Annotated in this window: 18 protein-coding genes and 1 pseudogene; 6 read left to right on the top strand and 13 right to left on the bottom strand. The window is 71.7% G+C overall.

Annotation, left to right across the window (positions count from 1 at the left end):
- Positions 1-20 precede the first annotated feature (20 nt).
- Both HS109_12950 and HS109_12945 read left to right on the top strand, forming a co-directional pair.
- The gene (locus tag HS109_12950; protein ID MBE7523278.1) at positions 21-1,949 is read left to right on the top strand and encodes an ATP-binding cassette domain-containing protein; all 1,929 of its coding nucleotides are present in this window, start codon (positions 21-23) and stop codon (positions 1,947-1,949) included.
- 113 nt (positions 1,950-2,062) lie between these two features.
- Entirely contained in the window at positions 2,063-2,305 is a 243-nt protein-coding gene (locus tag HS109_12945; GenBank protein ID MBE7523277.1) for a GlsB/YeaQ/YmgE family stress response membrane protein, read from the top strand.
- 228 nt (positions 2,306-2,533) lie between these two features.
- Here HS109_12945 and HS109_12940 read toward each other — a convergent pair whose 3' ends face one another.
- Entirely contained in the window at positions 2,534-4,051 is a 1,518-nt protein-coding gene (locus HS109_12940; protein MBE7523276.1) for an MFS transporter, read from the bottom strand.
- A 702-nt stretch (positions 4,052-4,753) separates the two neighbouring features.
- Positions 4,754-5,920: pseudogene (locus HS109_12935) on the bottom strand (homoserine O-acetyltransferase).
- A gap of 397 nt (positions 5,921-6,317) precedes the next feature.
- On the opposite strand from HS109_12935, the gene HS109_12930 reads away from it, so the two are divergent.
- Complete coding sequence (locus tag HS109_12930; protein ID MBE7523275.1) at positions 6,318-7,757, top strand: choice-of-anchor D domain-containing protein; 1,440 nt, start codon at positions 6,318-6,320, stop codon at positions 7,755-7,757.
- A 51-nt stretch (positions 7,758-7,808) separates the two neighbouring features.
- Here the strand turns inward: HS109_12930 and HS109_12925 are convergent, their stop codons facing one another.
- The 10 genes from HS109_12925 to HS109_12880 form a co-directional block, all read right to left on the bottom strand.
- Entirely contained in the window at positions 7,809-8,888 is a 1,080-nt protein-coding gene (locus tag HS109_12925) for a DUF3570 domain-containing protein (GenBank protein MBE7523274.1), read from the bottom strand.
- Between the two features lie 112 nt (positions 8,889-9,000).
- Entirely contained in the window at positions 9,001-9,279 is a 279-nt protein-coding gene (locus HS109_12920; protein MBE7523273.1) for a DUF4266 domain-containing protein, read from the bottom strand.
- Positions 9,276-9,752, bottom strand: a complete 477-nt coding sequence (locus HS109_12915) for a TlpA family protein disulfide reductase (protein ID MBE7523272.1) — start codon at positions 9,750-9,752, stop codon at positions 9,276-9,278. Before HS109_12915 ends, HS109_12920 begins: the two co-directional genes overlap by 4 nt.
- A gap of 123 nt (positions 9,753-9,875) precedes the next feature.
- Positions 9,876-11,615, bottom strand: a complete 1,740-nt coding sequence (ptsP, locus tag HS109_12910; GenBank protein MBE7523271.1) for a phosphoenolpyruvate--protein phosphotransferase — start codon at positions 11,613-11,615, stop codon at positions 9,876-9,878.
- Between the two features lie 72 nt (positions 11,616-11,687).
- Positions 11,688-11,954, bottom strand: a complete 267-nt coding sequence (locus HS109_12905) for an HPr family phosphocarrier protein (GenBank protein MBE7523270.1) — start codon at positions 11,952-11,954, stop codon at positions 11,688-11,690.
- A 163-nt stretch (positions 11,955-12,117) separates the two neighbouring features.
- Positions 12,118-12,387 (bottom strand): HPr family phosphocarrier protein, encoded by a 270-nt coding sequence (locus HS109_12900; GenBank protein ID MBE7523269.1) that lies wholly within the window; start codon positions 12,385-12,387, stop codon positions 12,118-12,120.
- Positions 12,368-12,781, bottom strand: coding sequence for a PTS fructose transporter subunit IIA (locus tag HS109_12895; protein MBE7523268.1), 414 nt, complete (start codon positions 12,779-12,781; stop codon positions 12,368-12,370). The genes HS109_12900 and HS109_12895 overlap by 20 nt, the downstream gene beginning before the upstream one ends.
- A 228-nt stretch (positions 12,782-13,009) precedes the next feature.
- Positions 13,010-13,972, bottom strand: coding sequence for a glutathione synthase (gene gshB, locus HS109_12890; protein ID MBE7523267.1), 963 nt, complete (start codon positions 13,970-13,972; stop codon positions 13,010-13,012).
- A 21-nt stretch (positions 13,973-13,993) separates the two neighbouring features.
- The gene (locus HS109_12885) at positions 13,994-15,259 is read right to left on the bottom strand and encodes a hypothetical protein (GenBank protein MBE7523266.1); all 1,266 of its coding nucleotides are present in this window, start codon (positions 15,257-15,259) and stop codon (positions 13,994-13,996) included.
- A 4-nt stretch (positions 15,260-15,263) separates the two neighbouring features.
- The gene (locus HS109_12880; protein ID MBE7523265.1) at positions 15,264-15,629 is read right to left on the bottom strand and encodes an STAS/SEC14 domain-containing protein; all 366 of its coding nucleotides are present in this window, start codon (positions 15,627-15,629) and stop codon (positions 15,264-15,266) included.
- A gap of 79 nt (positions 15,630-15,708) precedes the next feature.
- On the opposite strand from HS109_12880, the gene recQ reads away from it, so the two are divergent.
- Complete coding sequence (gene recQ / locus HS109_12875) at positions 15,709-17,529, top strand: DNA helicase RecQ (protein MBE7523264.1); 1,821 nt, start codon at positions 15,709-15,711, stop codon at positions 17,527-17,529.
- 9 nt (positions 17,530-17,538) lie between these two features.
- Here the strand turns inward: recQ and HS109_12870 are convergent, their stop codons facing one another.
- On the bottom strand, positions 17,539-18,963 hold the full coding sequence (locus HS109_12870) for a DEAD/DEAH box helicase (protein ID MBE7523263.1): 1,425 nt from the start codon (positions 18,961-18,963) through the stop codon (positions 17,539-17,541).
- 224 nt (positions 18,964-19,187) lie between these two features.
- Here HS109_12870 and HS109_12865 point away from each other — a divergent pair, with 224 nt between their 5' ends.
- Positions 19,188-19,442: a type II toxin-antitoxin system PrlF family antitoxin gene (locus HS109_12865; GenBank protein MBE7523262.1), complete on the top strand. Its 255-nt coding sequence runs from the start codon at positions 19,188-19,190 to the stop codon at positions 19,440-19,442.
- 58 nt (positions 19,443-19,500) lie between these two features.
- A complete protein-coding gene (locus tag HS109_12860) occupies positions 19,501-19,908 on the top strand; it encodes a type II toxin-antitoxin system VapC family toxin (GenBank protein ID MBE7523261.1) in 408 nt (135 codons plus the stop codon).
- Positions 19,909-19,918 lie beyond the last annotated feature (10 nt).

The following is a 19,918-nucleotide window of genomic DNA, read 5'->3' as shown; positions in this document are numbered from 1 at the left end:
CGGGCAGCCCGCAGGGCGCCGTGATCCGCCTCGTCGACGTCACGCTCGCCCGCGGGGCGCTGCGCCTCATCGAGGGCGCGTCGCTGACGGTGCACGCCGGCCACCGCGTCGGCGTCGTCGGGCCGAACGGCAGCGGCAAGTCGAGCCTGTTCGCGCTCCTGCGCGGCGAACTCGCGCCCGAAGCCGGCAGCGTCGACCTGCCGCAGCGCTGGACGATCGCGCACGTCGCGCAGGAGACCCCGGCGATCGACCGCGCCGCGATCGACTTCGTGCTCGACGGCGACGCGAGGCTGCGCGAACTCGAGGCGGCGATCGCGCGCGAGGAGCGCGGGCACGCCGCCGACGGTCACCTCCTCGCCGAGCTGCACCAGCACTACGAGGCGATCGGCGGCTACGCCGCACGTGCACGCGCGGCGGAACTGCTCGCCGGGCTCGGGGTGGACGACGCGCGCCACGGCGACCCGGTCGCGCGCTTCTCCGGCGGCTGGCGGATGCGGCTCAACCTCGCGCAGGCGCTCGCCGCGCGCTCCGACCTCCTGCTCCTCGACGAGCCGACCAACCACCTCGACCTCGACGCGGTGCTGTGGCTCGAGGACTGGCTGAAGCGCTACCCCGGCACGCTCGTCATCGTCACGCACGACCGCGACTTCCTCGACGCGGTCGCGCAGTCGATCGTGCACCTCACCGGTCGCAAGCTCGTGCACTACGCGGGCAACTACTCGGCGTTCGAGCGCGAGCGCGCCGCGCAGCTCGCTCTGCAGCAGTCGGCGTACGCGCGGCAGCAGCGCCAGATCGCGCACCTGCAGTCGTTCGTCGACCGCTTCCGTGCGAAGGCGACCAAGGCGAAGCAGGCGCAGAGCCGCCTGAAGACGTTGGAGAAGATGGAGCGCATCGCGCCCGCGCACGTCGACAGTCCGTTCGAGTTCGCGTTCGCGCCCTCCGGAACGCACGCGCGGACGCTGGTGCGGCTGGGCGAGGCGACGCTCGCTTACGGAGACGCGCCGCCGGTGTTCGAGGCGCTCGAACTGTCGGTGCTCGCCGGCGACCGCATCGGGCTGCTCGGGCCCAACGGCGCCGGCAAGTCGACGCTCGCGAAGGCGCTCGCCGGAACGCTGCCGCTCGCCGCGGGCGAACGCCACGTCGCGCAGAATCTCGCGATCGGCTACTTCGCGCAGCACCAGGTGGAGCAACTCGATCCCGCCGCGTCGCCGATGCTGCACCTGCAGCGCATCGACCCGTCGGCGCGCGACCAGGACCTGCGGAACTTCCTCGGCGGCTTCGATTTCCGCGGCGACATGGCGGAGGCGCCGATCGCGCGCTTCTCCGGCGGCGAGAAGGCGCGGCTCGTGCTCGCGCTGATCGTGCGGCAGCGGCCGGAACTCCTGATCCTCGACGAGCCGACCAACCACCTCGACATCGAGATGCGCGAGGCGCTCGCCGAGGCGTTGCAGGCCTACGACGGCGCGCTCGTCGTGGTGGCGCACGACCGCCACCTGCTCGCGGCGACGACCGACACGCTGCTCCTCGTCGACGCGGGCCGCGTCGCGCCGTTCGACGGCGACCTCGACGACTACCGCGACTGGGTGCTCTCCCGCCGCCGCCGCGAGGCCGCCGCCGCGGCGCCCTCGGGCAGCGGCGCCGCCCCCGACCGCAAGGCGGAGAAGCGCGCGCAGGCCGAGGCGCGCCAGCAGCGCTCCGACGCGCGCAAGCCGCTCGTCGCGAAGCAGGCGAAGCTCGAGGACGAGATGCGCGCGCTCGAAGCGGAGAAGGCGGACCTCGATGCCTGGCTCGCGACGCCGGAGGCCTACCGCGACGACGCGAAGGAACGGCTGAAGCCCGCGATCGAACGCTCGGGCGAGATCACCTGGGAACTCGCCCGCCGCGAGGCCCTCTGGCTCGACCTCGCCGAGGCGCTCGACCGGATCGACGTTTCGGGATCGGCGCCGTAGTATCGCGTCCCTCGGGGTCGGCGCCGCAATGTCCGGCGAACCCGCCGGCCACGGCGGCGCGGACCCCGGATGACACCGACCCCGAACAACATCGGCCCCAACGGAGGAGCGCAATGGAATTCGTCTGGTTCGTCGTCGTCGGCATCGCCGCGGGCTGGATCGCCGGCGTCGTGATGAAGGGCCGCGGCCTGGGCCTCTGGGGCAACCTCGTGGTCGGCGTGATCGGCGCGCTCGTCGGCGGGTTCCTGTTCCGCCTGATGGGCGTGACGGCCGGCGGGCTCGTCGGCCAGATCGTCATCGCGGCCGCCGGCGCGATCATCCTGCTCGCGCTCGTGCGGCTCGTCCGCAGGATGTAGCCGCGACGTCGCGGGGCGGGAGCCGCGCCATCGGGTCACGCCGCCCATGGTTTCGGCTCCGCCCCCGGGGCGCGCCGCTACGGACGCCAGAAAAGGTAGACGCCGAAGCCCAGCGTGTCGCGCCCTCGGCGAGCGGCATCAGGTCGAGGATGCGCTCGATCTTCGCCGCGGCCAGCGGATTGCAGTAGTCGTGGTCGCGGTGGGCGATGAAGCTGAACTTGTCGGGGTTCACGTGCGCTCCGCCTCGCGTTCGAGCATGCGCTTCACCCACGGCAGCAGCAACAGCGCCGGGAACACGAAGAAGAAGGTCAGCAGGAACCAGTCGGCGTAGCCCAGGGCCTTCGCGCCGACCCCCCCGGCCGCGCCGGCGAGCGAGCGCGAGAGCGCGAACACCGACGAGAGCAGCGCGTACTCGGTCGCGGCGCGATCCTTCCGCACGATCGCCATCAGGAACGCGAGGAAGGCCGCGGTGCCGAGGCCCCCGGTGAACGATTCGAGGGCCGAGGCCGCGTACAGCACGGCCTGGTGCTCGAACGGCACCGGGCCCGCGGGCGGGATCGGCAGGATCGTCGCGGCGATCCAGTAGCCGAGATTCGACGCCGCCTGCACGAGACCGAGGATCCACAGCGCGTGCAGGATGCCGATCCGGTCGGTGATCCAGCCGCCGGCGACGCCGCCCGCGATCGAGAGGGCGAGACCGATGTTGACCGACACGAGTCCGATCTGCGCGGCGGAGAACCCGGCGTCGACCCAGAACGGCTTCACCATGAAGCCCATCGCCGCGTCGGGCAGCTTGAAGATCAGGATGAAGACGAGCACCGGCACGATGCCCGGCCGGCGCAGCAGATCGAGGAGCGCACCGAAGAGCACGCCGCCCGAGAGCGCATCGGATCCGGCCGGAGCGCCTTCCGGGTCCGTCGCCTCGGGCGAGGCCGCGACCTCGGCCACGCGGGGGGCCCGACGCGCGCGCCCCGCGAGCGCGGAGAGCACCGCGAGCACCGCCGCGCCGCCGACCGCCCACATCCAGAAGCCGGGCACGCGCGACGACCACTTCGCCGCGTTGTTCGCGAGCCACACGACGCCGAGCGCGAGTCCCGCGACCGCCGCGAGCGCGAACGGCGAGCGCGCGAGCGCGGCGAGTTCGCGGCCGATCTCGGCGCGCGGCACGACGCGCTGCCGCTCGGGCGGCGCGCAGAGGCTCACGACGGCGAGCCCGAAGAAGACCACCGCCGCGCAGGCGAACGCGCCGTCCCAGCCGAGCGCGTCGGAGGCCATCAGGATCACGCCCGAAGTCAGCATGCCGACGCGGTAGAGGCCGATCCGCACGCCGTTCGCGAGCCCGAGTTCGTCCCTCGACAGGAACTCGATCGTGTAGCCGTCGATCGCGATGTCGTTGGTCGCCGAGAGCATCGTGAAGAGCGCGATCGCGACCCACACCGCCGGCCCGAAGCCCGCGTGCAGCGCGAAGGCGATCATCACGAGACCCATGCCGGCGTCGGCCACGGCCATCCAGCGCCGGTGGTGCCTCCAGTAGTCGATCGCGGGCGCCCAGAGGAACTTGAGCGTCCACGAGAGCCCGAGGAGCGACAGCGCGCCGATCGTGGCGAGGTCGACGCCGCGCTGGCGGAACCAGACCGGCAGGATCTCGTAGAAGACCCCGAGCGGGAAACCCTCGGAGAAGTACAGGATGCCGACCCAGAAGAGCCGGCTCTTCAGGATCGATTCGCGTCCGGCGTCAGGCGGCACCGCGCCTCCGCGCGTCGCGCTCCCGGCTCACGCCGCGCCCCGCCGCGAGGCGCCGGGCCGGCGGAAGCGGTAGATCGCGAGTTCACCGCGCAGGTTCGCGAGCGCGTTCACCTCGCGTCCGCCCGCGAGCACCGCCCGGTCGAGCACCTGCAGGCCGCGCGCGGCGAGGAACGCGTCGAAGTCGGCCACCGTGCACAGGTGGACGTTCGGCGTGTCGTACCACTGGTAGGGCAGGTTCTCGGAGACCGGCATCCGCCCGGCGAGGATCTGCAAGCGGTGGCGCCAGTGGCCGAAGTTCGGGAACGAGACGATCGCCTCGCGCCCGACGCGCAGCATCTCGGCGATGATCGGCTCGATGTGGTGCATCGCCTGCAGCGTCTGCGACAGCACGACGCAGTCGAACGCGTTGTCGGCGAATCCCTTGAGTCCGCTCTCGAGATCGCGCTGGATCACGTTGACGCCGGCCGCGATCGACGCGCGCACGCCCGCCTCGCCGATCTCGACGCCGTAGCCGCGCGCGTTCCGCTCGCGCGCGAGGAACGCGAGCAGTTCGCCGTCGCCGCAGCCCAGGTCGAGCACGTTCGCGCCCTCGGCGATCCAGCCCGCGATCGCCGCGTAGTCGGACCGCTGCGCGACCTTCGTGCGCTGCTCGACCGCCTGCGAGAACGCCTTGCCGAGCCGGAACGTCGAGTAGTCCTTGAAGTCGTGCGCGACGCGCTCGAAGTACGCGCGCACGACCGCGTGGTACTGCGGGTTCTCGAGCAGGAACGCGTCGTGCCCGTGCGGCGCCGCGATGTCGGCGTAGGTGACGTCGTGCCGGTTGGCGACGAGCGCTTCGACGATCTCGCGCGAGCGCGAGGACGGGAAGCGCCAGTCGGTCGTGAACGACACGACGAGGAAGCGGCACGCGGCGCTCGCGAGCGCGCGCACGAGGTCGCCGCCGGTGGCGAGCGCCGGGTCGAAGTAGTCGAGCGCCTTGGTGATGCGCAGGTAGGTGTTCGCGTCGAAGTAGTCGGCGAACTTCTCGCCCTGGTGGCGGAGGTAGCTCTCGATCTGGAACTCGGGCGCGAACGAGTAGTGCAGGCCCTCGCGGAGCTTGCGCCCGAAGCGGACCTCCATCTGCGCGTCGGACAGGTAGGTGATGTGGCCGATCATCCGGGCCACGCGCAATCCGCGGCGCGGCAGCGCGCCGGCGGCGGCGAAATGCCCGTCGTGGAAGTCCGGATCGGTGAGGATCGCCTGCCGCGCGACCTCGTTGAACGCGATGTTCTCGGCCGAGAGGTTCGGCGCGGCGGCGATCACCAGCGCGTTGCGGATGCGCGACGGGTAGCGTATCGCCCAGCACAGCGCCTGCATGCCGCCGAGGCTCCCGCCCATCACGGCGGCCCAGTCCTCGATGCCCAGATGGTCGGCGAGGCGCGCCTGCGAATCCACCCAGTCCTCGACCGTGACGAGCGGGAAGTCGGCGCCCCACGGCTTGCCGGTGTGCGGGTGGATCGTCGTCGGTCCGGTCGACCCGAAGCAACTGCCGAGGTTGTTGACGCCGACGACGAAGAAGCGGTTGGTGTCGAGCGGCTTGCCCGGCCCCACCATGTTGTCCCACCAGCCGACGTTGTCGGGGTCGTCCGGCGCGATGCCGGCGACGTGGTGCGACGCGTTCAGCGCGTGGCAGACGAGCACCGCGTTGTTGCGGCGCGGATTGAGTTCGCCGTAGGTCTCGTAGGCGAGTTCGTAGGCCGGCAGCGTCTTGCCGCAGGCGAGTTTCAACGGCGCGTCGAACCGCGCGACCTGCGGCGTCACGACGCCGATCGAATGTCCGGCGCCGGCCCGAGCCTGGGTCCCGCCCGTCGTGTCGCTGAATCGGCCCATCGTGTGCTGTCGGCTCCGCCTCGCCCGCTCCGGAGGGCACTCGCCGCCCGGTTCGCCCCGGCGCGAAGTCGGTCCCGGTCGAGCCGACCCGCTTTAGCCGGATTTGTAGTGCGCCCGCAAGCTGGATCAAATCGGCGCGTTCGACCCGAGTCTAGCCAATCGGGGCCGGATTGGATACCCGCGCACCAAGATAGTGCGCTGCGTCGGCGGCACACGTCTGGATGCCATCGGATCCCCATCGGGTGCTGTCCGGGCCGCTCGTCGGCATCTCGTGCCGTTTCATGACATTGTCTTGTGCCGCCCCATGACATTGGAATAAACTGGTGGCGGAATTGGTCAGGCCAATCTCGCGCACGCCGGCCGCCGCTCCGCACCCTCCGTCCGACCGGATGCCGACATGACTCCGATCCGCACGCTTGCCGTCCTCATCGCCGCAGCGTCGTTCTCCGCGGCATCGCCGTCGCACGCGCAGACGGGGCAGCAGCTCTACACGACCTACTGCGCGGGCTGCCACGGGCCGGCCGCCAACAACAAGAACGGCGTGCTGGGCGGCAAGGACTGGAACATCATCAAGCTGGCGATGGACACCAAGCCGGACATGACGGCCGACCTTCGTCCGCTGTACGACGCGAACATCATCACCGACGCCACGTTCATGACGATCGCGAGCTACCTCGCGACGTTCTCCGGCGGCGTGACGAGCCAGCTCTCGATGCCCTCGGCCTTCGCGTTCGGGACCGTGCCGGTCGGCGTCGGCAGTTCGGTGGTGTCGAAGAACGTCACGTCGACCGGCAACGCGGCGGTGCAGATCTCGTCGGTCGGCAACAGCAATCCGGCCGAGTTCTCGATCGTCAGCAGCACCTGCACCAACGGCGCCTACGTCAATCCGCTGTCGTCGTGCTCGATCGGCGTGCAATTCACGCCGCTCGCCGCCGGAGCGCGCTCGGGCACGATCACGATCGTGTCCAACGGACTCGGCAGCCCGCAGACGATCGCGATGTCGGGCACCGGGCAGTCCGCCGGTCCGCCGCCCGCGGGCAGCCTGTCGATGCCTTCCGCGCTCCACCTCGGCTCGTCGACGGTCGGCGTCCAGACCGCCGGATCGGCGCTGACGCTCTCCAACGTCGGCGGCGGCAGCACGACGGTGACCGGTTTGTCGACCAACCCGGCCGCGGAGTTTCCGATCACCGGATTCACCTGCGGGAACGTCGCGCCCGGCGCGAGTTGCACCGTGACCGTCGCCTTCCGCCCGCAAGCGGCGGGCGCGCGCAGCGGCACGCTCACCATCACCGACACCGGCACCGGCAGCCCGCACACCGTCGTCCTGTCGGGCACCGGCTCGGGCAACGCCGGTCCGCCGGCCGACAAGGTGCAGGCGATCGAGTACTTCCACGCCGGCATCGGCCACTACTTCCTGACCGCGCAGGCCGACGAGCAGACCGGGCTCGACACCGGCGTGTTCGCCGGATGGCAGCGCACCGGCAACGCGTTCTACGTGTGGGATGCGGCGAACGGCGGCGCGCTGCCGGTGTTCCGCCTCTACACGACGAAGTTCGCATCGAAGGCCGCGCATTTCTACACGACCGACACGGTCGAGCGCGAAGGCATCCGCACCGAGAACGGCGGCGACTGGACCTACGAGAAGATCGCCTACTACCTGCCGCCGGCTGCCGGCGGCGCCTGCCCGGGAGGCTCGGTGCCGATCTACCGGATGTTCAACAACGGGCAGACCGGCGCGCCCAACCACCGCTTCACGACGAGCCTCGCGACCTACCAGCAGTTCACGACTGCGCAGGGCTGGGCGGGCGAGGGCGTCGTGTTCTGCGCGCCGCAGTAACCGACGCGGCGGCGCGCACGCGGGCATCGCGCGCGACTGCGGGCGTGCGCGTCAGAAGGCTTTCGAAACGCCGGCCTGGATCCAGCGCGCCGAGAAGGTGTCGATGTCCGGGCTGCCGCCGCCGCCCCATCTCCAGCTCGCCTTCTGCCGGTAGAAGTCGACGCGAAGATCCGCGGTCCAGCCGTCGGCGAAGCTCTTCGCCACCCGCAACGAGGTCGTGAACGCGCCGAACGCGGCGAGGCGCGTGTCCGCCGTGTAGTTCTCTCCGGGCACGTAGCCGGTCGGGAACGGCGGATCGCGGTAGAAGTCCGCCGCGCTCTGCGTGTAGTAGCGCAATCCCGGCTGCACGGTCCAGCCCTGCGGCAGCGCTTGCACCCACTGCGCCTCGGTCATGAACGACGTGGAGCCGAACGAGTCGTGCAGCACCCGGAACGCGAGCCGCAGGGTCGCGTCCGCGGAGGGGATCGCCTGGTTCCAGCGCGTGAGCCACGCGACGATGTCCCGCTCGTCGGGCCGCGTGTCGAGGAGCTTGTACGGGTCGTCGTAGTAGCCGTGCCCGAGCGAGTACGTCAGGTTCGACTGCACGATCGCGTTCGGGTCGACCGCCTGCGTGACGCCGATGAGCCAGTCGATCGTGTAGCGCGTCTCGTTGTCGGCGACGCCGTTGTTCGAGTTGATCCGGTCCGCGGTGCCGGCGAAGCCGAACGCGAACGTGGTGTTGCGGTCCTCGGTCCACCAGCGGAAGTCGAGCGAGCCGGCGCGCGACAGGAAGTCGCGTTCCGAGGACACCGCGCCGCCGACGCCGATCGCGTAGCGGTCGAAGTACTTCGTGACCCGCGCGTCGCCGGCGGTGCGGTAGTCGCGCACCCCTTCGCCCGACGCGCCGGAAAGCGTGTTGAAGTAGCGCGGCGAGGCGCCCGACATGCCGTCGTAGACGAGCGAGCCCTCGAAGAGCCAACTCCCCGCGAACGGCTTCTGCAGGAACATCGACGGACTCTGCACCTTCATCCGGTCCGCGCCGGGCTGCCAGTCGCGGTAGTCGAGGTAACGGATCGAGAACGTGCCCTCGTCGGGCATCGACTGCGCGGCCGCGCCTGGCGCGATCCCGGGAAGCGCGAGCGCCGCCGCCATCAACGCGCGCGTCGAAGGCGCATGCGTGCGCGCGGGTCGGTCCTCCGCCGCGATCGTCTGCTCCGTCGGCTCCGTGCGGTGCGAGGGACGCGCCTGCGCGGAGGCGTCCGCGTCAATTGCAGCCACAGCCGCCCCCGCCGACCCCGAAGCCGCCGCCCGCGGCTTCCTTGCTGTTGTAGACCTGCTCCTGGTTGCGCATCTCGAGGCGCTCGCCCGGCGGATCGAACTGCATCGCCGGCCGCGCGAGTTCGCCCTTCTCCCAGGGCTTGGGCGGCGCCCACGCGCAACCGCCGAGGCCGACCGCCGCGACCAGCAGCACCGCGGTCAGCCGGCGCAGGCCGGCAACCTGCCGGGCGCTCGGTTCGGAATCGTGATCGGAGACGCGGTTCATTTCGCGGCGAGCGCCGCCTTGATGCGCGCTTCGAGCGTGTCCTTCGACTCCTCGCGGAAACCGCTGTCGACGGCGACGATCCTGCCGCCGCGATCGACGAGGTACGAGGTCGGCATGCCCTTCACGTTCCAGGCCGTGGGCGATGCGCCGGTCGAATCGTAGACGATGGTGAACGCGCCCGGCGTCACCGCGAGGAACTTCGCCGCGTCCTCGCGGCGCTTGTCGACGTTGACCGCGACGATGGTCAGTCCCTGGTCGGCGTACTTGCGCTGCATCTCGCTCATCCACGGGAACGAGCGCCTGCAGGGGCCGCACCACGACGCCCAGAAGTCGACGACCACGACGCGGCCGCGCAGGGCGTCGAGCGCGACGGTCGATCCCTGCGCGTCGGGCAGCGCGAGCGAAGGCGCAGCCTCGCCGGGCGCGAGCGCCTCGGCCGTCCCCGCCCCCAGGGACAGCGCCACCGCGAGCATCGCCACCGCGCACCGCAGGCGTGAAGCCACCATGCCGGCGTCCTCCGTCCAGGCGCCCCGGACGGGGCGAGCCGGGATTATGCCATTGTCATCGCCGTGCCGTGCAACCGTCGGGCGGGCGATTCAGGCGTTCAGCTTGTCCATCAGCGCGGCGAGCTTCGCCGGCGAGTCGGTGCGCCGCATCCGGTCGACGATCGGCTTGATCGCGCCGACGTCGGAGGTGAGCACGCGCTGCTTGACCGCCGGGACGTGCGCCGGGTGCATCGAGAAGTCGCGCAACCCGAGGCCCAGCAGAAGTCGCGTCATCAGCGTGTCGCCGGCCATCTCGCCGCAGACCGCGATCGGCACCTTGGCCTTGACCGCGTCGCCGATCGCGAGCGCGAGGAGCCGGACGATCGCCGGATGGAGCTGATCGTAGAGATGCGACACGGACTCATCGGCCCGGTCGACCGCGAGCGTGTACTGGATGAGGTCGTTGGTGCCGATCGACAGGAAATCGAGGCGCTCGAGGAAGCTCCCGATCGCGAGCACCGCCGCGGGGATCTCGATCATCCCGCCGACCGGCACCTCCGTGTCGAACGGTTCGCCGCGTTCGCGCAGGCTCTCCTTCGCCTGCTCGATCATCGCGAGCGTCGCGTCGATCTCCGCGACCGAGGCGAGCATCGGGATCAGGATGCGCACGCGGCCGTAATGCGACGCGCGCAGGATCGCCCGCAACTGGGTGAGGAACAGCTTGGGCTCGGCGAGGCAGAAGCGCACCGCGCGCAGGCCCAGCGCCGGATTGGGCGCCACGCGCGAGAGGCCGCCCAGTCCCTCCTTGCTCTTGTCGGCGCCGAGATCGAACGTGCGGATCGTGACCGTCTTGCCGGCGAGCCCCGCGGCGACCGCGCGGTACGCCTCGAACTGCTCGTCCTCGCCCGGCAGACCGACGCGGTTCAGGTAGAGGAACTCGGAGCGGAAGAGGCCGACGCCCGACGCGCCGCTCTCCAGGACCTGCGCGAGGTCGCCGGGCAGTTCGATGTTGGCGTGGAGCTCGACGCGCTGCCCGTCGAGCGTCTCCGCCGGCTTCCCGCGCAGGCGCCTGAGCTTCTGCCGCTCGAGGTCGAGTTCGCTCTGTTTCAGCCGGTACTCGGCGAGCACCGCGCGGTCGGGATTGACGATGACGACGTGGTGGGTGCCGTCCACGATCAGCAACTCGCCGTCGTGGATCATCTGCCGCGCGTTGTGCGTGGCGACGACCGCGGGGACCGCGAGGCTCCGCGCGACGATCGCGGTGTGCGAGGTCACGCCGCCCAGGTCGGTCAGGAACGCGGCGAAGTGGTGCTGCTTGAACCCGATGACGTCGGCCGGCGAGAGGTCGTGCGCGACGAGGATCGTGCGCTCCTCCGCGACCGCGTTGGGCAGCACGCCGGGCTTGCCCATCAGCCGCTTCAGCACGCGCTCGACCACCTGCACGACGTCGGCCTTGCGTTCGCGCAGGTAGGGATCCTCGATCTGCTCGAACTGCTCGACCAGCACGTTCATCTGCTGGGCCAGCGCCCACTCGGCGTTGCAGCGCTGCTCGGCGATGATCCGCTTCGGCGCCTCCGCGATCGTCGGGTCGTTCAGGATCATCCAGTGGACGTCGAGGAACGCGCCGAACTCGCCGGGCACCTCGCCCGACTTCGTCATCGTGCCGTGCAGCGCGGTCAGCTCCTTCTGGACCTCCTCGATCGCGAAGGCGAGGCGCGCGACCTCCTCGTCGACGCGCGCGGCGGGCACCGTGTAGTGGGCGACCTCGAGGGTCGCGTGCGAGACGAGCTGCGCGCGGCCGATCGCGATGCCGCGCGAGACGCCGATGCCGTGGAGCGCGAAGCTGACCATCGGCTCAGCACCTGCGCGCGCCGGGTCCCGCGCGCGCGAGATGACGCTCCGGGGTCCCCGACCGTTTCGCGCTCAACGCAGGTCGCCGGGGGCGCCCAGCACGGCGGCGAGCGCCTCGACCGCCTGGACCTCGTCGGGACCTTCGATCTCGAGGCGCACGGTCGCGCCCATCGCCGCGGCCAGCATCAGCACGGCCATGATGCTGCGCGCGCTCGCGCGCCGCTCGCCGACGACGAGGATCGCGCGGCTCTTGAAGCGGTTCGAGACCTTGACGACGCGCGCCGCGACGCGGGCGTGCAGGCCCTTGACGTTGCGCAGGCGGATTTCGCGGATCTGCATGAGGGGCCTCCTGGCGGGACGGGACGGGAAGGTCCGGACGGCGCCCGTCCGGATCTCTGTTATTGATCCGCGATCGCGCCCCGCAGTTCCCCGGCCGGTCGAAATACGTTGTCGCCCGAAGGCGACGCGGCCGGCCGTGCGGCGCGACGTGAGCGATCACTCGTCACTGCCCTTCGCCGAAACAGTCGGCGACGAGCGCGCACAACGCCTTCATCGCTTCCTCCTCGTCCGGACCGGAAGTCTCGAGCGTCACCTTCGCGCCCTTGCCCGCGGCCAGCATCATCACGCCCATGATGCTCTTCGCGTTCACGCGCCGGCCATTCCGCGCGAGGTGCACCTCGCTCTGGAACCGCGACGCGAGCTGCGTCAGCTTCGCCGAGGCGCGCGCGTGCAGGCCGAGCTTGTTGACGATCTCAAGTTCGCGTTGCGGCATGGGTTGGATCGACCACGATGTGCACGACACCCTCGCAACCGCCGGAGACCGCCTTGCGGACCATCGTCTCCAGCCCCTTCGACCGGTAGGTCACCGCCCGCACCAGCATCGGCAGGTTGACGCCGGCGAGCGCCTCGACCCGGCCCGGTTGCACGAGCTTCTTCGCGAGATTCGACGGCGACGCGCCGTAGAGATCGGTGAACACGAGCACCCCGTCGCCGGTGTCGAGGCGCGCGACCTGCGCGCGCGCGGCGGGCAAGAGGTCGAGCGGGTCGTCGGTGGGACGGACCGGCAACGTCTCGAACTGCGGGGGACGGGAGCCCAATACGTGCGCCACGGTGCGCGCGAGCGCGTCGGGCAGCGAGTCGTGGGCGACGATCAGGATGCCGATCATGCGGTCGCGCCGCGCTTCCCTGACGAGCACGGCGGCGTCGGCCGATGGTAGCACGCGACCCGGCGAAGTCCTGCGCAACCCCGCGGCGAGCGCGGCCTCGCGGCCCCCATTCACGACGTCTCGGCCGCGAAGCAACCGTCCGGCCACCCCGCGGGATGCGGCGATGCAGCAGAGCCGGCGAAGTCGAGCCGCGTCCGCCCGGTCCGGGGCCGGCGCGGAGCGCGGACGCTACGTTCGCGCGCCCGCCGCGCGCTCGAGGCGCTCGGCGAACATGCCCGCCACGTCGAAGCCGGTCTGCGCCGCGATCTCGACGAAGCAGGTCGGGCTCGTCACGTTGACTTCGGTCAGGTGTTCGCCGATCACGTCGAGCCCCACGACGAGGAGGCCCTCGGCCCAGAGCGCGGGCCCGAGCGCCTCGGCGATCTCGCGGTCGCGCGCGGTGAGCGCTCGCGCGACGCCGCGTCCGCCCGCCGCGAGATTGCCGCGCGTCTCGCCTGCCTTCGGGATGCGCGCGAGGGCGTAGGGCACCGGCTCGCCGGCGATGACGAGGATGCGCTTGTCGCCTTCCGCGATCTCGGGGATGAAGCGCTGCGCCATGACGCTGCGCGCGCCTTCCTGCCCGACCGTCTCGACGATCACGTTGCGGTTGGGGTCGTCGGCGCGCACCCGGAACACCGAGGTGCCGCCCATCCCGTCGAGCGGCTTCACGACCGTGTCGCGGTGCTCGTCGATGAACGCGTGCACGAGCGCGGCGTCGCGCGTGACGAGCGTCGGCGCGACGAAGCGGCCGAACTTCGCGATCGCGAACTTCTCGTTGTGGTCGCGGATCGACCGCGGGCGGTTGTAGACGCGCGCGCCCTCGCCCTCCGCCCGCTCGAGCAGGTAGGTCGAGTAGACGTACTCCATGTCGAACGGCGGGTCCTTGCGCATGATCGTCGCGTCGAACGCGGCGAGGCGGCGGCGCGACGGCGGCAGCGCGCTGTACCAGTCGTGGTCGTCGTCGCCGACCGAGAGTTCGCTCGCGAGCGCGCTCGTCGTGCCGTCGGCCCAGGCGAGGTCGCCCTGCAGCATGGCGAAGACGCGGTGCCCGCGGCGCGCGAGCGCGCGCATCATCGCGACGCTCGAATCCTTGTAGGCCTTGAGTTCGTGCAGCGGGTCGACGACGAATGCGATATCCATCGGTCGGGCGATCGTGGCGGGGGCGATCGCATTCTACGCGGTGGCGAGTTCGGCGAGCCGCCGCTGGAACGCCAGCACGTCGGCGGGCCCCGGCACGCGGGCGGCGTAGAAGTGCGGCGAGCCCTGCGGCGCCGCGAGCGCGGGGAACTTCGCGCGGAAGCGCCCGGCGTAGCGGCTCCAGTCGGCGCCGAACGACCCCTTCGACATGTGCACGAGGCCCAGGTCGCAGGCGACGGCGAGGCGTCGCCCCGCGAGGTGCGCGCGGTAGCTGAAGTCGAGATCGTAGAAGTGGAAACCGTCGAAGGTCGCCGCGTCGAACCCGGTCGCGAGCGCCGCCTCGCGCCGGCATGCGATGAACACGCCGTCGAGCGCGGCGATGTCCCCCACGAGCGGCTGCGCGAGGCTCATCGCGGTCACCTCGTAGCCGGCGCGCCCGCTCTCGCGGTAGCTGACCCAGCCGTGGAGCCACGGGTGGCCGGCCCAGAACACCGCCGGGCCGGTCACCCGCGTCGCCCCGGCGACGCCGACGATGTCGTGGTGCGTGAGATGCGTGGCGAGCCGCGTGGCGACGTCGGGCGCGAGCAGGTCGATGTCGTCGTGGCAGAACACGACGGCCTCGCCGCCGGAGCGGGCGAGCCCGCGCGCGTAGCCCTCGCACAGCGAGCGGGCGTCGGGAATCCGGATCACCTCGTGCGCCACGCCCGCGAAACGCATGGCGAAGGTCGCGCTGACCGCCTCGAACTTCGCGCGGTCGATGCTGCACACCACGAACGACCATGACGACGGCGGAGCCATCGGGCCGGGAGGTCCGACCGCGGGCGCACCGCCCGCGGCGCCGCGATCGTCCGCGGCCAGCCGGACGATCGACTGCATCGCGGCATGCGCCGTGGCGTCGCGCCGGGCCAGCGCGGCGAGCACGCGTCCGGCGAGACCACGCTCGCCGAGGTCGATCAGTGCGCGGCCGAGCGCGAGCGCGTTCGCGCCGAGTTCGACGTGCGCGGCGGCCGCGCGGTGCAGCGCGTGGCGTGCGCGCGTGAGATCGCCGGTCGCCTGCCACGCGCTGCCGGCGTTGAACGCGCACGCGGGACCGCCGCCGCGCTCCTCCGCCGCCTCGAACGCAGCCGCGGCCTCCGCTGGCCGCCCCAGCCGCGCGAGCGCCTGCCCGGCGAGCTGATGCGGGCCCGGTGCGTCGGGCGCCGCGGCGATCCACTCGCGGGCAGCGTCGAGCGCATCGTCGAAGCGCTTCGCGCCGAAGGCCGCGAGCCCGCGCTCGCGGGCCGACGCATTCCCGCCCGCCACCGCGTCAGGGGGCCGCGAGCCACGCCGCCGCGGCGTCGCACTCGGCCCAGGCGAAATGGCGCACCTCCGCCCGCACGAAGAAGCGCGCGACCTGCGGGGCGAACGCGAGCAGCGGGCTGTCGGACGCGAAGGCGAGGCGACGGACCTTGGCGGCGTGGTCGCGCACGAACCCGACGTGCCCGAGGAATCCGGCGAAGTTCTCCCAGCCGGGGAACGCCCTCGCGTGGATCAGCACGCCCTCGAGCGCGCCGTGCTCGGCGATCCACGGATCCACTTCCGCCGCCACCGCCGCGAAGTCGGCCGAGCGAAGCGAGCCCGACGGCGCGAGCGTCAGCACGCCCCGGTCGCGGTCGAGGTGGTGGGAGAGCATCGCGCCGTGAACATCCGTCGTCGGGTCGTCCACTATAGCGCGAGCGGCCGCGCCCGCGCTCACGCCTACAATCGCGCCGATGAACCCCCGCTCCGCCGTCGACCTCGCATCGCGCGCCCGCGACACGCTGCGCCGGGTCTTCGGCCACGATGCGTTCCGCGACGCGCAGCAGGCGATCGTGCAGCACGTCGCCTCGGGCGGCGACGCGCTCGTGCTGATGCCGACCGGCGCCGGCAAGAGCCTGTGCTACCAGGTGCCCGCGCTGCTGCGCGACGGATGCGCGCTCGTCGTCTCGCCGCTCATCGCGCTGATGACCGACCAGGTCGCCGCACTCACGCAGCTCGGCGTGCGCGCGGCGTTCCTCAACTCGACCCTCGATGCGCGCGCGGCCGCTGCGACCGAGCGCGCGTTCGAGCACGGCGAGCTCGACCTCCTCTACGTCGCGCCCGAGCGCCTGCTCACGCCGGGCTGCCTCGACCTCGTCGGCCGCGCGCGCGTCGCGCTGTTCGCGATCGACGAGGCGCACTGCGTCTCGCAGTGGGGCCACGATTTCCGACCCGAGTACCTCGGGCTGTCGGTGCTGCACGAGCGCTGGCCCGCCGTGCCGCGCATCGCGCTCACCGCCACGGCCGACCCGCTGACGCGCACCGAGATCGTCGAGCGGCTCGCGCTGCACGACGCGCGCACCTTCGTGTCGAGCTTCGACCGGCCGAACCTCCGCTACACGATCGTCGACAAGGCCGAGCCGCGCGAGCAGCTGCTCGCCTTCATTCGCGAGGAACACGCGGGCGAGGCGGGGATCGTCTACCGGCTCACGCGCAAGTCGGTCGACGAGACGGCCGCGTGGCTCGCGGGCAGGGGCGTGGACGCGATTCCCTACCACGCGGGGATGGACGCCGCGGACCGCGCCGCGAACCAGATGCGCTTCCAGCGCGAGGACGGCGTCGTGGTCGTCGCCACCATCGCCTTCGGCATGGGCATCGACAAGCCCGACGTGCGCTTCGTCGCGCACCTCGACCTGCCGAAGAGCATCGAAGGCTACTACCAGGAGACCGGACGGGCCGGGCGCGACGGCCTTCCCGCCGACGCGTGGATGGCGTACGGACTCTCCGACGTCGTGCAGCAGCGGCGCCTGATCGAGCAGTCGGACGCGAGCGACGCGTTCAAGCGCGTGTCGGGCGCGAAGCTCGACGCGTTGCTCGGTCTGGCGGAGACCGCGGGGTGCCGGCGCGTCCGGCTGCTCGACTACTTCGGCGAGGCGAGCGCGCCCTGCGGCAACTGCGACAACTGCCTCGCGCCGCCGCAGACCTTCGACGCGACCGATGCGGCGCGCAAGGCGCTCTCGGCGGTCTACCGGACCGGGCAGCGCTTCGGCGCGGCGCACGTCATCGACGTGCTGCGCGGCAAGGGCGGCGACAAGGTCGCCCGCTGGGACCACGACCGGCTCGCGGTGTTCGGCGTCGGCGCCGACCTCGACGAGCAGGCCTGGCGCGGCGTGTTCCGCCAACTGGTCGCGCAGGGGCTCGTGCGTGTCGACCACGAGGCGCACGGCGCGCTCAAGCTCGCCGAAGCGAGCCGCGCCGTGCTGCGCGGCGAGGCCACGGTGGCGATGCGCCGCGCGGTCGGGCGCGCGCCGAAGCCCTCGAAGGTCCGCGGAGAAGCCGCCGCGCTCGCGGGGCCCGCACGCGACCGCTTCGACGCGCTCAAGGCCTGGCGCCTTTCACAGGCGCGCGCGCAAGGCGTGCCCGCGTACGTGATCCTGCACGACCGCACGCTCGCGGCGATCGCGGCCGCTCAGCCCGACTCGATCGCCGCGCTCGCGCAGATCGACGGCATCGGCGCCGCCAAGCTCGAGCGCTACGGCGAGGCGATCGTCGCGCTCACGCGCGACGACCGATAGCGCTCCGCGTCAGCGCGAGGTGCCGCGACGCCGCTGCGCGTTTCCGCTGCGCGGCGCGCCGTGCGTGCGTCCGCCTGCCGGGCCGCCGGACGACCGCTGCCCCTGCGCGTGCGCAGGCGCGCGCCGCTCGACCTGGCCTGCGGCCTTGCCGTGAGCGGCCGGGCGGCCGTGGCCGCGCGGAGCGGCCTTCTCGCGTGCGTGCGCGTGCGGAGCGTGCCCGCCGTGACCGTGGCCGCGGCCGCGCTGCTTCGCGAAGACCGGCTGCGCGCGCTCGGCCGGATCCGGCTCGAAGCCTTCGATCGTTTCGCGCGGCAGCGTGCGCCGGATCAGGCGCTCGATGTCGCGAAGGAAATCGTGCTCGTCGACGCAGACGAGCGAGATCGCCTCGCCGTCGGCGCCGGCGCGGCCGGTGCGGCCGATCCGGTGCACGTAGTCCTCGGGCACGTTCGGGAGATCGTAGTTGACCACGCGCGGCAGCTCGGCGATGTCGATGCCGCGCGCCGCGATGTCGGTCGCGACCAGCACGTTCACCTCGCCGTCCTTGAAGCCGGCGAGCGCGCGGGTGCGGGCGCCCTGGCTCTTGTTGCCGTGGATCGCCTGCGCTCGGATGCCGTCGCGCTCGAGCGCCTGCGCGAGCTTGTCGGCACCGTGCTTGGTGCGCGTGAACACGAGCACCTGCTCCCAGCGGTGGCGTCCGATCATCCACGACAGCAGTTCGCGCTTGCGGTCGCGGCCGACGGCGAGGACCCTCTGCCGGATCGCGTCGACGGTCGAGTTGGGCGGCGTGACCTCGATCGTGCGCGGACGTTCGAGCAGGCGCTCGGCCAGCGCGCGGATCTCGTCGGGGAAGGTCGCCGAGAACAGCAGGTTCTGCCGCTTCGCCGGGAGGAGCGCGAGGATGCGGCGGATGTCCGGCAGGAAGCCCATGTCGAGCATCCGGTCCGCCTCGTCGAGCACGAGGATCTCGACCGTCGACAGGTCGACGTTGCGCTCGCCCGCGTGGTCGATGAGCCGGCCCGGCGTGGCGACGATGATGTCGACGCCGCGCTTCAGTTGCTCGACCTGCGGCCCGAAGCCGACGCCGCCGAACAGCGTCATCGAGCGGAAGCGCAGGTGCTTGCCGTAGGCGCGGATCGACGACTCGACCTGCGCGGCGAGTTCGCGCGTCGGCGTGACGACGAGCGCGCGTACCGGCGTGCGCGCTCCGCGGCCGCCCGACGGCGCGCGCGCGGCCGGAGCGGCGGACAGGCGCTGCAGCATCGGCAGCACGAAGCCGGCCGTCTTGCCGGTGCCGGTCTGCGCGCCGGCGAGGAGGTCGCCGCCGGTGAGGACGGCGGGAATGGCTTGCGCCTGGATCGGGGTGGGACGGGTGTAGCCCTGTTCGGCGACGGCGCGCACGAGCGCGTCGGACAGGCCGAGCGATTGAAACGACATGGTGAAACCTTCGAGCGATGCGAGGCCAGTCGCTCCGTCGGAGCGGCCAGTCATGACCAGGCGGGGTATGAAGCGGAGGTCGGAATCGACTGCGGCAGGAGGACTGGAACGAATGCCGCAGCCCGGATCATACCACGAACCGGAACGCCTTCGCACGCCGGTCGCTGCTTCGGGGCGGATGTAATACAATCGTCGATCAGGTATTACCTGCACAGGAGCCGCCCGTGGCGACCACGATGACGGTGAAGGGCCAGGTCACCATCCCGAAGAAGGTGCGCGACGCGCTGCGCCTCGCGCCCGGGGATGGCGTGGAGTTCGGCGTCAATCGCGAAGGCCAGGTCGTGGTCAGCAAGGCAGGCGGGCGAGGCGCGAGGGGCGCAGGCGGAGTCAAGCGTGATCGCTTCGAAGCGGCGCGCGGCAAGGCGCAGGTGAAGTGGCGCACCGACGACCTGATGGCCCTGCTCCGCGGCGAGGACTGAGTGGCCGTGAAGGAACCTCGCGACCCCGCCGGATTCATTCACGGCCCCTGACCCGTCGATGGTGCTCGTCGACACCAACGTCCTGCTGGACGTGCTGGAGAACGATCCGGCGTGGGCCGAGTGGTCGTTGCGCCAGTTGCGCGCCCAGTCGAAGGCGCACGACCTCGCCATCAATCCGGTCATCTACGCGGAACTGTCGTTGGCATTCGATTCGGTGCCGGCGCTGGATTCCGCCATCGAGGAGATGGGCCTGGCCGTGCACGAACTGCCGCGCCCCGCGCTGTTCCTCGCGGGCCGGGCGTTCCTGAGGTACCGCCGCGAGGGCGGCAACAAGTCCAACGTGCTTCCCGACTTCTTCATCGGCGCGCACGCCGCAGTCCAGGACTGGAACCTGCTCACGCGCGACGCGCGACGCTACCGCAACTACTTCCCGACGGTCGCGCTGATCGCTCCGGAAGGCGCGTGACGACCCCTTG

Source organism: Burkholderiales bacterium (assembly GCA_015075645.1).
GTDB lineage: Bacteria > Pseudomonadota > Gammaproteobacteria > Burkholderiales > Casimicrobiaceae > VBCG01.
Note: the sequence above shows the minus strand (reverse complement) of the source record. Positions and strands in the feature narration are given on the sequence as shown.

Bases quoted from the DNA above. Each gene is read 5' to 3' on its own strand.
- HS109_12945 (MBE7523277.1), top strand. From the start codon at position 2,063: ATGGAATTCGTCTGGTTCGTCGTCGTCGGCATCGCCGCGGGCTGGATC.
- HS109_12930 (MBE7523275.1), top strand. From the start codon at position 6,318: ATGACTCCGATCCGCACGCTTGCCGTCCTCATCGCCGCAGCGTCGTTC.
- HS109_12925 (MBE7523274.1), bottom strand. From the start codon at position 8,888: ATGGCGGCGGCGCTCGCGCTTCCCGGGATCGCGCCAGGCGCGGCCGCG.
- HS109_12920 (MBE7523273.1), bottom strand. From the start codon at position 9,279: ATGAACCGCGTCTCCGATCACGATTCCGAACCGAGCGCCCGGCAGGTT.
- HS109_12915 (MBE7523272.1), bottom strand. From the start codon at position 9,752: ATGCTCGCGGTGGCGCTGTCCCTGGGGGCGGGGACGGCCGAGGCGCTC.
- ptsP (MBE7523271.1), bottom strand. From the start codon at position 11,615: ATGGTCAGCTTCGCGCTCCACGGCATCGGCGTCTCGCGCGGCATCGCG.
- HS109_12905 (MBE7523270.1), bottom strand. From the start codon at position 11,954: ATGCAGATCCGCGAAATCCGCCTGCGCAACGTCAAGGGCCTGCACGCC.
- HS109_12900 (MBE7523269.1), bottom strand. From the start codon at position 12,387: ATGCCGCAACGCGAACTTGAGATCGTCAACAAGCTCGGCCTGCACGCG.
- HS109_12895 (MBE7523268.1), bottom strand. From the start codon at position 12,781: ATGATCGGCATCCTGATCGTCGCCCACGACTCGCTGCCCGACGCGCTC.
- HS109_12880 (MBE7523265.1), bottom strand. From the start codon at position 15,629: ATGCTCTCCCACCACCTCGACCGCGACCGGGGCGTGCTGACGCTCGCG.
- recQ (MBE7523264.1), top strand. From the start codon at position 15,709: ATGAACCCCCGCTCCGCCGTCGACCTCGCATCGCGCGCCCGCGACACG.
- HS109_12870 (MBE7523263.1), bottom strand. From the start codon at position 18,963: ATGTCGTTTCAATCGCTCGGCCTGTCCGACGCGCTCGTGCGCGCCGTC.
- HS109_12860 (MBE7523261.1), top strand. From the start codon at position 19,501: ATGGTGCTCGTCGACACCAACGTCCTGCTGGACGTGCTGGAGAACGAT.